General features: G+C 68.1%; 13 protein-coding genes. 10 read left to right on the forward strand and 3 right to left on the reverse strand.

The window, feature by feature from the left end; genetic code table 11:
* Nucleotides 1-68 precede the first annotated feature (68 nt).
* From fabB to AC1G9C_RS10295, 3 genes are all read right to left on the reverse strand, one after another.
* A complete protein-coding gene (fabB, locus tag AC1G9C_RS10285; protein ID WP_021443687.1) occupies nt 69-1,289 on the reverse strand; it encodes a beta-ketoacyl-ACP synthase I in 1,221 nt (406 codons plus the stop codon).
* A gap of 11 nt (nt 1,290-1,300) precedes the next feature.
* Nucleotides 1,301-1,816, reverse strand: coding sequence for a 3-hydroxyacyl-[acyl-carrier-protein] dehydratase FabA (gene fabA, locus AC1G9C_RS10290; protein ID WP_021443686.1), 516 nt, complete (start codon nt 1,814-1,816; stop codon nt 1,301-1,303).
* A gap of 213 nt (nt 1,817-2,029) precedes the next feature.
* Nucleotides 2,030-3,925, reverse strand: coding sequence for a response regulator (locus tag AC1G9C_RS10295; RefSeq protein WP_480410106.1), 1,896 nt, complete (start codon nt 3,923-3,925; stop codon nt 2,030-2,032).
* Between the two features lie 283 nt (nt 3,926-4,208).
* Here AC1G9C_RS10295 and AC1G9C_RS10300 point away from each other — a divergent pair, with 283 nt between their 5' ends.
* The 10 genes from AC1G9C_RS10300 to AC1G9C_RS10345 all read left to right on the forward strand — a co-directional run bounded on the left by AC1G9C_RS10300 (nt 4,209) and on the right by AC1G9C_RS10345 (nt 12,815).
* Entirely contained in the window at nt 4,209-5,231 is a 1,023-nt protein-coding gene (locus tag AC1G9C_RS10300) for an NAD(P)H-dependent glycerol-3-phosphate dehydrogenase (RefSeq protein WP_480410107.1), read from the forward strand.
* A gap of 10 nt (nt 5,232-5,241) precedes the next feature.
* Nucleotides 5,242-5,589, forward strand: coding sequence for a DUF4389 domain-containing protein (locus AC1G9C_RS10305; protein ID WP_397497223.1), 348 nt, complete (start codon nt 5,242-5,244; stop codon nt 5,587-5,589).
* Entirely contained in the window at nt 5,586-6,044 is a 459-nt protein-coding gene (sixA, locus tag AC1G9C_RS10310; RefSeq protein ID WP_122107761.1) for a phosphohistidine phosphatase SixA, read from the forward strand. Before AC1G9C_RS10305 ends, sixA begins: the two co-directional genes overlap by 4 nt.
* 139 nt (nt 6,045-6,183) lie before the next feature.
* The gene (locus tag AC1G9C_RS10315; protein ID WP_480410108.1) at nt 6,184-7,851 is read left to right on the forward strand and encodes an AMP-binding protein; all 1,668 of its coding nucleotides are present in this window, start codon (nt 6,184-6,186) and stop codon (nt 7,849-7,851) included.
* Nucleotides 7,852-7,906: 55 nt separating this feature from the next.
* Nucleotides 7,907-8,350 (forward strand): hotdog fold thioesterase, encoded by a 444-nt coding sequence (locus AC1G9C_RS10320; protein ID WP_480410109.1) that lies wholly within the window; start codon nt 7,907-7,909, stop codon nt 8,348-8,350.
* A gap of 115 nt (nt 8,351-8,465) precedes the next feature.
* Nucleotides 8,466-9,269 carry an alpha/beta fold hydrolase gene (locus tag AC1G9C_RS10325; RefSeq protein ID WP_480410401.1) on the forward strand — a complete coding sequence of 268 codons (804 nt, stop codon included), beginning with the start codon at nt 8,466-8,468 and terminating at the stop codon, nt 9,267-9,269.
* The gene (locus tag AC1G9C_RS10330; protein ID WP_457790507.1) at nt 9,266-10,129 is read left to right on the forward strand and encodes an alpha/beta hydrolase; all 864 of its coding nucleotides are present in this window, start codon (nt 9,266-9,268) and stop codon (nt 10,127-10,129) included. Before AC1G9C_RS10325 ends, AC1G9C_RS10330 begins: the two co-directional genes overlap by 4 nt.
* 51 nt (nt 10,130-10,180) lie before the next feature.
* Nucleotides 10,181-10,843: a glutathione S-transferase family protein gene (locus AC1G9C_RS10335; protein ID WP_457790509.1), complete on the forward strand. Its 663-nt coding sequence runs from the start codon at nt 10,181-10,183 to the stop codon at nt 10,841-10,843.
* 8 nt (nt 10,844-10,851) lie between these two features.
* Nucleotides 10,852-11,655: a DUF4892 domain-containing protein gene (locus AC1G9C_RS10340; protein WP_457790511.1), complete on the forward strand. Its 804-nt coding sequence runs from the start codon at nt 10,852-10,854 to the stop codon at nt 11,653-11,655.
* Between the two features lie 77 nt (nt 11,656-11,732).
* Nucleotides 11,733-12,815 (forward strand): AI-2E family transporter, encoded by a 1,083-nt coding sequence (locus tag AC1G9C_RS10345; protein WP_480410110.1) that lies wholly within the window; start codon nt 11,733-11,735, stop codon nt 12,813-12,815.
* Nucleotides 12,816-12,924 lie beyond the last annotated feature (109 nt).

The following is a 12,924-nucleotide window of genomic DNA, read 5'->3' on the forward strand; positions in this document are numbered from 1 at the left end:
GGCGCGGCCTTGATTGGCAAATGAAAACGGCGCCCGAAGGCGCCGTTCTCGTTACTGCAGCGTAGCGATCACTTGCCGGCCCAGCGCTTGAGCACCAGGGTGGCGTTGGTGCCGCCGAAGCCGAAGCTGTTGCTCATCACGGTGTCGAGCTTGGCGTTCTCCACGGTCTTGAGCTGGATCGGCAGGTCGGCCAGTTCCGGATCGACTTCCTCGATGTTGGCCGAGGCGGCGATGAAGTTGCCTTCCATCATCAGCATGCAGTAGATCGCTTCCTGCACGCCGGCGGCGCCCAGGCTGTGGCCGGACAGGCTCTTGGTCGAGCTGATGGCCGGCGCCTTGTCGCCGAACACCTCGCGCACCGCGCGGCTTTCGGCGACGTCGCCGACCGGGGTGGAGGTGCCGTGGGTGTTGAGGTAGTCGATCGGCGTGTCGACGGTGGCCAGGGCCTGCTGCATGCAGCGCACCGCACCTTCGCCGCTCGGCGCGACCATGTCGTAGCCGTCGCTGGTGGCGCCGTAGCCGACGATTTCGGCGTAGATCTTCGCGCCGCGGGCCAGGGCGTGTTCCAGCTCCTCGACCACCACCATGCCGCCGCCGCCGGCGATGACGAAACCGTCACGCTTGGCGTCGTAGGCGCGCGAGGCCTTGTCCGGGGTTTCGTTGTACTGGGTGGAGAGGGCGCCCATGGCGTCGAACAGGAAGCTCTGGCTCCAGTGTTCTTCTTCGCCGCCGCCGGCGAACACCACGTCCTGCTTGCCCATCTGGATCTGTTCCATGGCGTGGCCGATGCAGTGAGCGCTGGTGGCGCAGGCCGAGGAGATCGAGTAGTTCACGCCCTTGATCTTGAACGGCGTGGCCAGGCAGGCGGAGACGGTGCTGCCCATGGTGCGCGGCACGCGGTACGGGCCGACGCGCTTGACGCCTTTCTCGCGCAGGATGTCGAGGGCTTCCATCTGGTTGAAGGTGGAGGCGCCGCCGGAACCGGCGATCAGACCGGTGCGCGGGTTGGAGACCTGTTCCTCGCTGAGGCCGGCGTCCTTGATCGCCTGCTCCATGGACAGGTAGGCGAAGGCGGCGGCGTCGCCCATGAAACGGTAGACCTTGCGGTCGATCAGCTCTTCCAGGTTCAGGTCGACCGAACCGGAGACCTGGCTGCGCAGGCCCATCTCGGCATAGGACGGGTTGAAACGGATGCCCGACTTGCCGGCACGCAGGCTGGCGGCTACGGCTTCTTTGTCAGTGCCCAGGCAGGAAACGATGCCCAGACCGGTGATCACTACACGACGCATGTGCAAGTCCTTCAGAAACTGTCGGTGGAGGTGAACAGGCCGACGCGCAGGCCTTCGGCGCTGTAGATCTCGCGTCCGTCGACGCTGACGCTACCGTCGGCGATGCCGAGGATCAGCGAGCGGCTGATGGTGCGCTTGATATGGATGTTGTAGGTGACCTTCTTCGCCGTCGGCAGCACCTGGCCGAAGAACTTCACTTCGCCCGAACCCAGGGCGCGGCCGCGGCCGGGGTTGCCCTGCCAGCCGAGGTAGAAGCCGACCAGCTGCCACATGGCGTCGAGACCGAGGCAACCGGGCATGACCGGGTCGCCCTCGAAGTGGCAGCCGAAGAACCACAGGTCCGGATTGATGTCGAGCTCAGCGACGATTTCGCCCTTGCCGTGCTTGCCGCCGGTTTCGCTGATGTGAACGATGCGGTCGATCATCAGCATGTTCGGGGCGGGCAGTTGCGCGTTCCCCGGACCGAACAGTTCGCCGCGGCTGCAGGCGAGCAGGTCTTCCCGGGTATAGGCGTTTTGTCTTGTCATGCGAGCTCCTCAATTGTCCCCACGCTTCTAAGGCTGGGCGAATCGTCCTGGCCGGCCACGCCTGGTAGGCGTCTGCCGGCAGCCTAGTCATAGACTGTTGCGTTGTGGTGAAAGTCACAGCGCGGTGAGTACAGTTGTACTCCGCTGCCGCGGCCTTGTCACAGCCGCCGGCATTTCTCCTTGTAACCCCGCCACCGCGCCGCTGCCACTCGCCTATGGTCGGGGTGGCAGCCAGCGCTGCAGGATGTGTTGCAGATCCGCGCGCTTGAAGGGCTTGGCCAGGTAGTCGTTCATCCCCGCGGCCAGGCAGGCCTCGCGGTCGCCCTGCAGGGCGTTGGCGGTCAGGGCGATGATCGGTATCTGCTGGCCTCCGGCCTGCTGGCGGATCTGCCGGGTGGCTTCGTAGCCGTCCATCAGCGGCAGCCGGCAATCCATCAGGATCGCTGCGTAATCGTGCTGGGCGAAGCTGTGCAGCGCCTGCTGGCCATCGCCGACCAGGCTGACCCGGTAACCCAGGCTGCGCAGCATGGCTTCGATCACCGTCTGGTTGACCGGGTTGTCCTCCACCAGCAGCACCGACTGGCCGTCGCCGCCCGGCTTGAGGCTCTCGCTGGCCTGTTCCTGTTCGCTGCGCTGGCGGAACGGCAGGGGAATCTCCAGGGTGAACACCGAACCGGCGCCGACCTCGCTCTCGGCGCGCAGGGTGCCGCCCATGCGCTCGGCCAGGGTGCGCGCGATGGGCAGGCCGAGGCCGGTGCCGCCGTAGCGGCGGGAGATCGAGGTATCGGCCTGCTGGAAGGCGTCGAACATGTGCTCGAGGCGCTCGGCGTCGATGCCGATGCCGCTGTCGTGCACCGCACAGGTGAACCACAGCACCTGCTCGTCCAGCGGTTGCCAGCGGGTTTCCACGCGGATGCCGCCATCTTCGGTGAACTTCAGCGCATTGCCGATCAGATTGACCAGGATCTGCCGGATGCGCGTGGGGTCGCCGCGCATCTCCAGCTGCTCCAGCCCCGGCTGGCTGTCCAGTTGCAGCTGCAGGCCGCGCTGCTGGGCACTGTGCTGGAACACCTGGATCGAGCCCTGCAACAGCTCCGGCAGGTTGAAGGGGATGGCCTCGAGCTCCAGCGCGCCGCGCTCGATGCGGGAGAAGTCGAGGATGTCGTTGATCACCTTGAGCAGGTGCTCGGTGGATTCGGTGGCCAGCGCCGCGTACTCGGCCTGCTCGTCGTTGAGACTGGTGGTCTCCAGCAGCTGCAGCATGCCCAGTACGCCGTTCATCGGCGTGCGCAGCTCGTGGCTCATCATCGCCAGGAAGTCGGACTTGGCGCGGTTGGCCTGCTCGGATTCCTCGCGCGCCTGGATCAGTTCGGCGATTGCCTGCTGCTGCTCGCGGCCGCTGCGATCCAGGGCGCTGGCGAGGTCGTTGATGTGCCGCGCCAGGTCGGTCAGCTCGTCGTTGCCGCGCTCGGCCAGCGCCGGGCGGTAGTCGCCGGCCTGGATGCGTTCCAGGGCCTGGCCCATGGCGCTCAGCGGCTGCGCCAGGCGGCGGGCCAGGCGGCGGGCGAGGAGGAAGGTCAGCAGCAGGGCCAGCAGCGACAGCACCCCGGCCTTGAACAGGATTTCCTGCTGGCGGGCGTTGAAGGTGTCGTTGGACATGCCCACCACCACCCGTCCCAGGTAGCCGTCGGCGAGCGTCTTGCCGTGCGGCACCGCAGTTTGCGCGCCGGATGGCGGGCGCTGCAGGCGGATCGGCGCCTGGAACACCTCCACCTGCGGCGTGCTGTGGCCCTGTTCCTTGGGCCGCTCGACGTAGACCAGGATGTTGTCGTCGCGGTCGCGCACCTCGGCGAAGCGCACGTCCAGCGTGCTCAGGGTGGCGCGCAGCAGGTTTTCCAGGGTGCCCAGGTTGCCGTTGAGCACGCCGTACTCGCTGGCCGGGGCCAGCTGGTTGGCGATCAGCTGGCCGGTGTGGCCCTGCTCCTGGCGCAGGTCCTGCAGGCGGGTGAAGGTGAGAAAGCCGGTCAGCAGCAGGGTCAGCAGCAGGGCCGGGCCGACGCTGATCAGCTGGGTGCGCGTGTGGATGTTCCAGCCGCGGCGCTGGCTCATGGTCGTACTGTCCCTGTCGGAGTGCGGCGCTGCCGGCGGCTGTAGCGGGCAGGGCGGGGCAAGGGGCTGCCTGTGGGCACGGGTCGTCCTTGGCAAATTACGTCGAGCCGGCATGTTAACCGACCCGGCGCGCTTTGCCAGCGCCAGGCGCGCGCACTCTGCGCCATTTCGCGTTTGCCCGCCGGGACCGATGCGGCCGGCGAACTTTTGCCCTGGCCGGTCACTCGCGGCTCCGTATAATGCCTGCAGACCGCCATCGCGCATGGCCCCATTCGGAAGTGTTATGACAGAGCTTCAACCCATTGCCGTACTCGGCGGCGGCAGTTTCGGCACCGCCCTGGCCAATCTGCTGGCGGAGAACGGCCAGCGCGTCCTGCAGTGGATGCGCGACCCCGAGCAGGCCGAGCAGATGCGCCGCAGCGGCGAGAATCCGCGCTACCTCAAGGGCGTCAAGCTGCACCCGGGCATCGAACCGACCAGCGACCTGACCGGCGCCCTGCAGCAGGCCGAGCTGGTGCTGGTCGCGCTGCCCTCCAGCGCCCTGCGCGAGGCGCTGCAACCGGTGGCCGGATTGCTCGCCGGCAAGCTGCTGATCAGCACCACCAAGGGCATCGAGGCCAAGACCTTCAAGCTGATGAGCCAGATTCTCGAGGAAATCGCCCCCGATGCGCGCATCGGCGTGCTGTCCGGGCCGAACCTGGCCAAGGAAGTGGCCGAGCACGCGCTGACCGCCACGGTGATCGCCAGCGAGGACGAAGCACTCTGCCTGCGCGTGCAGCAGGCCCTGCACGGTCGCACCTTTCGCGTCTACGCCAGCGCCGACCGCTTCGGCGTCGAGCTGGGCGGCGCGCTGAAGAACGTCTACGCCATCATGTCCGGCATGGCCGCGGCCCTCGGCATGGGCGAGAACACCAAGAGCATGCTGATCACCCGTGCCCTGGCCGAGATGACCCGCTTCGCCGTCAAGCTGGGGGCCAACCCCATGACCTTCCTCGGCCTGGCCGGGGTGGGCGACCTGATCGTCACCTGTTCGTCACCGAAAAGCCGCAACTATCAGGTCGGTTTCGCCCTCGGCGAAGGCCTCAGCCTGGACGAGGCGGTGCAGCGCCTGGGCGAAGTCGCCGAAGGGGTCAATACGCTCAAGGTGCTCAAGGCGCGCGCCGAGGAGCTGGAGGTGTACATGCCGCTGGTCGCCGGGCTGCACGCGATCCTGTTCGAGGGGCGCACGCTGGCGCAGGTGATCGAGTTGCTGATGCGCGGCGAACCCAAGACCGACGTCGATTTCATTCCCACCGCGGGTTTCTAAGGAGCAAGTGATGAACGATGAGAAGCAGGAGCTGGAACGCGAGTCGATCCTGTTGCGCATTCTGTGGATGGTGATCTTCGTCATCGTCTGGCAACTGGCCGAGCTGCTGCTCGGCGCCGTGGTGCTGCTGCAACTCGGCTACCGCCTGTTCTACGGTGCGCCGAACGCCAGCCTGCTGGGCTTCGGCGACAGCCTCAGCCAGTACCTGATGCAGATCGGCCGTTTCGGCACCTTCAACAGCGATGAGAAGCCCTGGCCGTTCGCCGACTGGCCGACCCCGCGCGCGCCGCAAGGCGAGACCGCCCATAGCATCCCGCCGGCGCCGCACCCGGTGCGCGACGAGGAGCCGAAGCTGTGAGGCTGTGGCTGTTGCGTCACGGTCAGGCCGAGCCGCAGGCCGCCAGCGATGCCGTGCGCGAGCTGACCGCCCACGGCCGCAAGGAGGTGCTGCAGGCCGCCGCGCAACTGGCCGGACGGCCGCTCACGGCGATTCTCGCCAGCCCCTACGTGCGCGCCCAGCAGACCGCGGAACTGGTGCGCGGCGCGCTGGGTTTCGCCGGCGCGGTGGGCACCGTGCCCTGGCTGACACCGGACAGCGACCCGCGCGAGGTGCTCAAGTACCTCGACGAGCGCGAAGGCGCGGAAATGCTGCTGGTCAGCCACCAGCCGCTGATCGGCGCCCTCGGCGGCCTGCTGGTGCATGGCAATCGCCAGGAGCCGCTGCCGATGCGCACCGCCAGCCTGGCCGAACTCGACGGCGATCTGCCGGCGGCCGGGCTGATGGAGCTGCTGGCGCTGATCCATCCGCATTGATCTCGCGACACGCGGTTGTAGCCGGCTAGCCGGGCGACCGGGGAAACATTTCTTAACTTGCGCCGTCCTTGTCTGCGTGGAATAGTCGACCAAGCAAGTGCTTGGTTGACCCCCATAAAAACAACAAGGAGGAAGCCCTGTGGCCGATGCGATCCGTCTGCCGCTCGAGCTGTTCTACGAGCGTGAAGCAAAGCACCCGAACAAACGCTACATGGTCCAGCCTCTCGGCGGCGGCCAGCTGCTGGAGCTGAGCTGGGCCGAGGTGGGCGAACAGGCGCGGCGCGCCGCCCACTGGTTGCGCAGCCGCGAACTGGCACCGGGCAGCCGCATCGCCATCGTGTCGAAGAACTGCGCGCACTGGATAGTCGCCGACCTGGCGATCTGGATGGCCGGGCACGTCTCGGTGCCGCTGTACCCCAACCTCACCGCCGAGTCGATGCGCCAGGTGCTGGAGCATTCCGAAGCGGCGCTGGCCCTGATCGGCAAGCTCGACGACTGGCCGGCCATGGCGCCGGGGCTGCCCGCCGGGCTGCCGACCGTCAGCCTGCCGCTGCACCCGCCGGGCGAGTTCGACTACAGCTGGGACGACCTGCAGCGCTGCGCACCGATCCAGGACGATCCCAAACCCGCGGCCAACCAGCTGGCCACCATCATCTATACCTCCGGCACCACCGGCACGCCCAAGGGGGTGATGCACCAGTTCGGCAATTTCGGCTTCGCCGCCAGCAATGCCATCGAGCTGTTCGGCGTCGGCGAGGGCGACCGCCTGCTGTCCTACCTGCCGCTGTGCCACGTGGCCGAGCGCATGTTCGTCGAGCTGGCATCGATCTACGCCGGGCAGACGATCTTCTTCGCCGAGAGCCTGGACACCTTCCTCGACGACCTCAAGCGCGCACGGCCGACGGTGATGTTCGGCGTGCCGCGCATCTGGACCAAGTTCCAGATGGGCGTGTACGCCAAGATGCCGGCGCAAAAGCTCGACCGCCTGCTGAAACTGCCGCTGATCGGCCGCCTGGTGGGCAGGAAAGTGCTCGCCGGGCTCGGTCTAGACGCCGTGCGCTACGCGCTGTCCGGCGCCGCACCGGTGCCCGAGGCGCTGCTGGGCTGGTATCGCCGCCTGGGCCTGGAAATCCAGGAGGTCTACGGCATGACCGAGAACTGCGGTTACTCCCACGTGTGCCGGCCGGGCAAGTTCAAGCAGGGCTGGATCGGCCAGAACAGCCCCGGCGTGGAGGTGCGCATCGCCGAGGACGGCGAGGTGCAGGTGCGCAGCGGCGCCACCATGCAGGGCTACTACAAGGACCCGGTCAAGACCGCCGAGACCCTCACCGAAGACGGTTTCCTGCGCACTGGCGACAAGGGCGAGCAGGACGCCGAGGGCAACCTGCGCCTGACCGGGCGGATCAAGGAGATCTTCAAGACCAGCAAGGGCAAGTACGTGGCGCCGGCGCCCATCGAGAACCGTCTCGGCGAGCATTCGCGCATCGAGCAGGTCTGCGTGGTCGGCGACGGCCTGCCACAACCCCTGGCGCTCTGCGTACTGTCCGAGGCGGGCCGCCAGGAGGCCGCCAACGACAGCCGCGGCGCGCTGGAAAGCAGCCTCAAGGCGCTGCTCGAGGAGGTCAACCGGCGTCTCGACCAGCATGAGCGGCTGCAGGGGTTGGTGCTGGTCAAGGAGGTCTGGGCGGTGGAGAACGGCTTCCTCACGCCGACCCTGAAGATCAAGCGCAATGTGGTCGAAGGTGCCTACGGCGCGCGCTTCGCCGAGTGGCAGCAGCGCAGCGAAGCAGTGCTCTGGCACGAGTGAATGCGAGCGGGCCGGCGGCGTCGGCCCGGTTTCCCGACAGCATAAGGAATGCCCCATGAGCCTGTGGCGACAAGCCCCCGATCTCGATGCGCTCAACGCCTTGCAGAAACACACCATCGGCGAGTTGCTGGGCATCCGCTTCGAGTCCTTCGACGACGATTCGCTCAGCGCCAGCATGGCGGTCGATGCGCGTACCCATCAACCCTACGGCCTGCTGCATGGCGGTGCCTCGGTGGTGCTGGCCGAGACCCTCGGCTCCACCGCCAGCTACCTGTGCATCGACAGCAGTCGCTTCTACTGCGTCGGCCTGGAGGTCAACGCCAACCATCTGCGCGGCCTGCGCACAGGGCGCGTGCATGCCGTGGCGCGGCCGGTGCATCTGGGGCGCACCACCCACGTCTGGGACATCCGCCTGAGTGGCGACGACGGCAAGCCCAGCTGCATCTCACGCCTGACCATGGCCATAGTGCCCTTGGGCGAGCAACCGCCCAAGGCATGAGCGGGCGCCGCCGATAGTTCTGGCCATAGCGCCGCCATCAATGGCGGTTACGGTCATTGCCGCGGCGACGGGGCTGCCGGAAAATCGCCCGGTGTTCATTTTGCGAGCGCCGCGCATGCCGCAGCCGATCTTCTTCGCCCACGCCAACGGTTTTCCCTCGGCCACCTACGCCAAGCTGTTCACCGCCCTGGCGCCGGACTACCGGGTGCGCCACCTGCAGCAGCACGGCCACGATCCGCGCTTTCCGGTGGACGACAACTGGGCCAACCTGGTTGCCGAGCTGATCCATCACCTGGAAGGCGGCGACGAGCCGGTCTGGGGCGTCGGCCATTCCCTCGGCGGCGTGCTGCATTATCACGCCGCGTTGCTCAGGCCGGAGCTGTACCGCGGCGTGGTGATGCTCGACTCGCCGCTGCTGACCCTGGCCGACCGCATGGTGATCCGCGCCGCCAAGCGCTTCGGCTTCATCGACCGCATCACCCCGGCCGGGCGCACCCTGGGCCGGCGCGAGGCCTTCGCCGACCCGGCCGAGGCGCGCGACTACTTCGCCGCCAAGAGCCTGTTCCGCCGCTTCGATCCCGAATGCCTGGACGCCTACGTGCGCCATGGCCTGCAGCCGGCGGGGGAGGGCCTGCGCCTGAAGTTCGATCCGGCCACCGAGATCAGCATCTACCGCAGCGTACCGCACACCGCACCGGGGCGCCCGCAGCAACTGGCGGTGCCGCTGGCCATGGTCCGCGGCCGCCACAGCAGGGTGGTGCTGCCGCATCACGCCCGCCTGCTGCGGCGCATGCCGCGCGGCGAATACTTGAGCCTGCCGGGCGGCCATATGTTCCCCCTGGAGCGCCCGCAGGCCACCGCCGAGCTGCTGCGCCAGCTGTTCGCCCGTTGGGCCGGCCCGCTTGAGGAGTCCGCATGAGCGCCTGTTTCGAAGAAGTCCGCCTGAGCCTGCCGCATATCGAGCTGGCCGCCCATCTCTACGGCCCCGAGGACGGCCTGCCGGTGCTGGCCCTGCACGGCTGGCTGGACAACGCCGCCAGCTTCGCCCGCCTGGCGCCGAAGCTGGACGGACTGCGCATCGTCGCCCTGGATTTCGCCGGCCACGGCCATTCCGAACACCGCCCGGCGGGCGCCGGCTACGCCCTGTGGGATTACGCCTACGACGTGCTGCAGGTGGCCGAGCAGTTCGGCTGGCAGCGCTTTTCCATCCTCGGTCACTCCATGGGCGCGATCACCGCGGTGCTGCTGGCCGCCGCCATGCCCGAGCGCATCGCCCGCCTAGCCCTGATCGACGGCCTGGTGCCCTATACCGGCGAGGCCGACACCGCACCGGCGAAACTCGGCGAGGCGCTGCGCGCCAAGCTCGCCCTGGATGGCAAGCGCAAGCCGGTGTACGCCGAGGTGGCGCGAGCCGTCGAGGCGCGCATGAAGGGCGTCGGCGCGGTCAGCCGCGAGGCCGCCGAACTGCTCGCCCAGCGCGGCCTGATGCCGGTGCCCGGCGGCTACACCTGGCGCACCGACGCCCGCCTGACCCTGGCTTCGCCCTTGCGCCTGAGCTGGGCCCATGCCCAGGCCTTCGTCCGCGCCCTGCAATGCCCGGTCAGCCTGGTGCTGGCCGAGCAGGGCATGATGCAGGCGCAGCCGGCGGTGCAGCAGCTGCTGCAGGGGCTGCCGTTCGAGGTGCGCCGCCTGCCGGGCGGCCACCACCTGCACCTGGACGACGAGGCCGGCGCGCAACGTGTCGCGGATTGTTTCAATCCATTTTTGCGCTTGCCTTGACTTGCCGACGGCTCATGGGGAAAGGTGTGGCGGTCTGCCATGGAGGATCGCATGATCGACCTGTATACCGCCGCCACCCCCAATGGGCACAAGGCATCCATCGCCCTGGAGGAACTCGGCCTGCCTTATCAGGTGCACGCCCTCAGTTTCGAGCGCAAGGAGCAGAAGGCCGCGGCCTTTCTGCGTATCAACCCCAACGGCCGCATTCCGGCCATCGTCGATCGCGACAATGACGACTTCGCCGTGTTCGAGTCCGGCGCCATCCTCATCTACCTCGCCGAAAAGACCGGCCAACTGCTGCCCAGCGATGCCAAGGGCCGCTCGCGGGTGCTGCAGTGGCTGATGTTCCAGATGGGCGGGGTCGGCCCGATGCAGGGCCAGGCCAATGTGTTCTTCCGCTATTTCCCGCAAAAGCTGCAGGGCGCCATCGACCGCTACCAGCACGAGACCCGCCGCCTCTACGAGGTGCTCGATACGCGCCTGGGCGAGGTCGAATACCTGGCCGGCGACTACAGCATCGCCGATATCGCCACCTTCCCCTGGGTGCGCGTGCACGACTGGGCCGGCGTCTCGCTCGACGGGCTGACGCATCTGCAGCGCTGGCTGGACGCCATCGCGGCGCGCCCGGCGGTGCAGCGCGGCCTGCAGGTGCCGCAGCGCGAGGTCGACGAGGCGCGCCTGGTAAAAGCCGCGCAAGCGATGCTGATCCAATGAGGGCGCGTATGAAAGGTTTCGCCCTAGTGGTCGCGCTGCTGGGCAGCGGCGGCGTGCTGGCTGCCGATCTGCCCGGCAGCCGCGACCTCGACAGCCTGCCGCGTTTTCCGGCGAGCACGATCGTCGCCTACAAGGAAAGCCCGAGCCTGGAACGCATCTACCCGCAGGGCTCGATCCGCCGCATCAGCGGGCGCCTGCGCTACGAGCGGGAGATCCTGGCGCAGGGCCGGCACGCCGCGGTGACCTACGAGCTGCCGCGCACCCACAGCGCCGACCAGGTATTTACCAGCGCGCGCGAGTCCCTGCTGGAGCAGGGCGCCGAGCTGCTCTACTGGTGCCAGGGGCGCGAATGCGGCGCCAGCAGCCTGTGGGCCAATTCGGTGTTCGGCAACGCCACCCTGTACGGTTCCGACGACCAGCAGGCCTATGCGCTGCTGCGCCTGGCCGAGCCCAACCACGACAGCCTGCTGGCGCTGTACAGCATCACCCGCGGCAACCGCCGCGCCTACCTGCACGCCGAGCAGCTGGATGCCGAGGCGCCGCTGGGCGAGCTGCTGCCGACCCCGGCGACCCTGCTGCGCCAGCTGCGTAGCGACGGCCTGCTGCAATTGCCGGATGCAGCCCGGGCGGATAGCGCCTGGGCCGAGGTGCTGGCGCGCAGCCTCAACCTCGACAGCACGCTGCGCGTCAGCCTCTCCGGCAGCCAGGCGCAGGCCTGGCGCGAGGCACTGATCGCCCAGCGCGTGCGCGAGGCGCGTCTGGAACTCGGCGAGGGTGCCGGCGAAGCCCTGGCGGTGCGTCTATTGCGCTAAGCTGCGCCGCACAACCAGGCACATCCAGAGCGCCCTCCAGGGGCGCTCTGTCGTTGCAACGAAGGGAGTTTCGGGTCATGGCCACTAACGATCGTCTGCTGGTGCAGATTCTGCTGCTCGGCCTGCTGGCCGCCAGCCTCTGGGTATTGGCGCCGTTCTGGTCGGCGCTGTTCTGGGCCGCGGTGCTGGCCTTCGCCAGCTGGCCGCTGATGCGTCTGCTGACCCAGGCGCTGCAGGGGCGGCTGTCGCTGGCCGCGGGCATTCTCACCTGCGGCTGGGTGATCCTGGTGGCGGTGCCGCTGATCTGGCTGGGTTTCAACCTGGCCGATCACATCAAGGACGCCAACGCGTTGATCAAGGACCTGCAGGTCGAGGGCCTGCCGCCGCCGCCGAGCTGGCTGGTCGGCCTGCCGCTGGTGGGCGAGCGCCTGGCCACTCTGTGGTTGACCATCGACCAGCAGGGCGCGGCCTTCTTCTCCACCCTGCGGCCCTACCTCGGCCAGGTCGGCAACTGGCTGCTGGCGCGCAGCGCCCAGCTCGGCGGCGGCATGCTGGAGCTGGGCCTGAGCCTGGTGCTGGTGTTCTTCTTCTACCGCGACGGCCCGCGCCTGGCGGTGTTCGTGCACAGCCTGCTGGAACGGCTGATCGGCGAGCGTGCCGACCACTACCTGGAGCTGGTGGCCGGCACCGTGCAGCGGGTGGTCAACGGCGTGATCGGCACCGCCGCGGCCCAGGGCCTGCTGGCGCTGATCGGCTTCTGGATCGCCGGGGTGCCGGGAGCGCTGGTGCTGGGTATTCTCACCTTCGTCCTCAGCCTGGTGCCGATGGGCCCGCCGCTGGTGTGGATACCCGCCACCGCCTGGCTGGTGTGGCAGGGCGAGTACGGCTTCGCCCTGTTCCTCGGCGCCTGGGGCATGTTCGTCATCAGCGGCGTGGACAATATCCTCAAGCCCTATCTGATCAGTCGCGGCGGCAACCTGCCGCTGGTGGTGGTGCTGCTCGGGGTGTTCGGCGGCATCCTCGCCTTCGGCTTTATGGGCCTGTTCCTTGGCCCGACCCTGCTGGCGGTGGCTTACAGCCTGCTCAGCGACTGGGTTGCGGAGAAGGCGCCGGACAACCAGGCAGCCCTCGACCAGCTGCCGCCGGACAAACAGGCATGAGACGTATCAACCGTTGAAACTAAGAACTTCTATCAAGAGACCAATGGCGGGCGTGCCGCGTTGTTGACGAGGGGAGGCTGACCTAGGCTGAAGCTGGGGTGTCAAGAAA

It is taken from the genome of Pseudomonas sp. ABa2 (assembly GCF_056676075.1).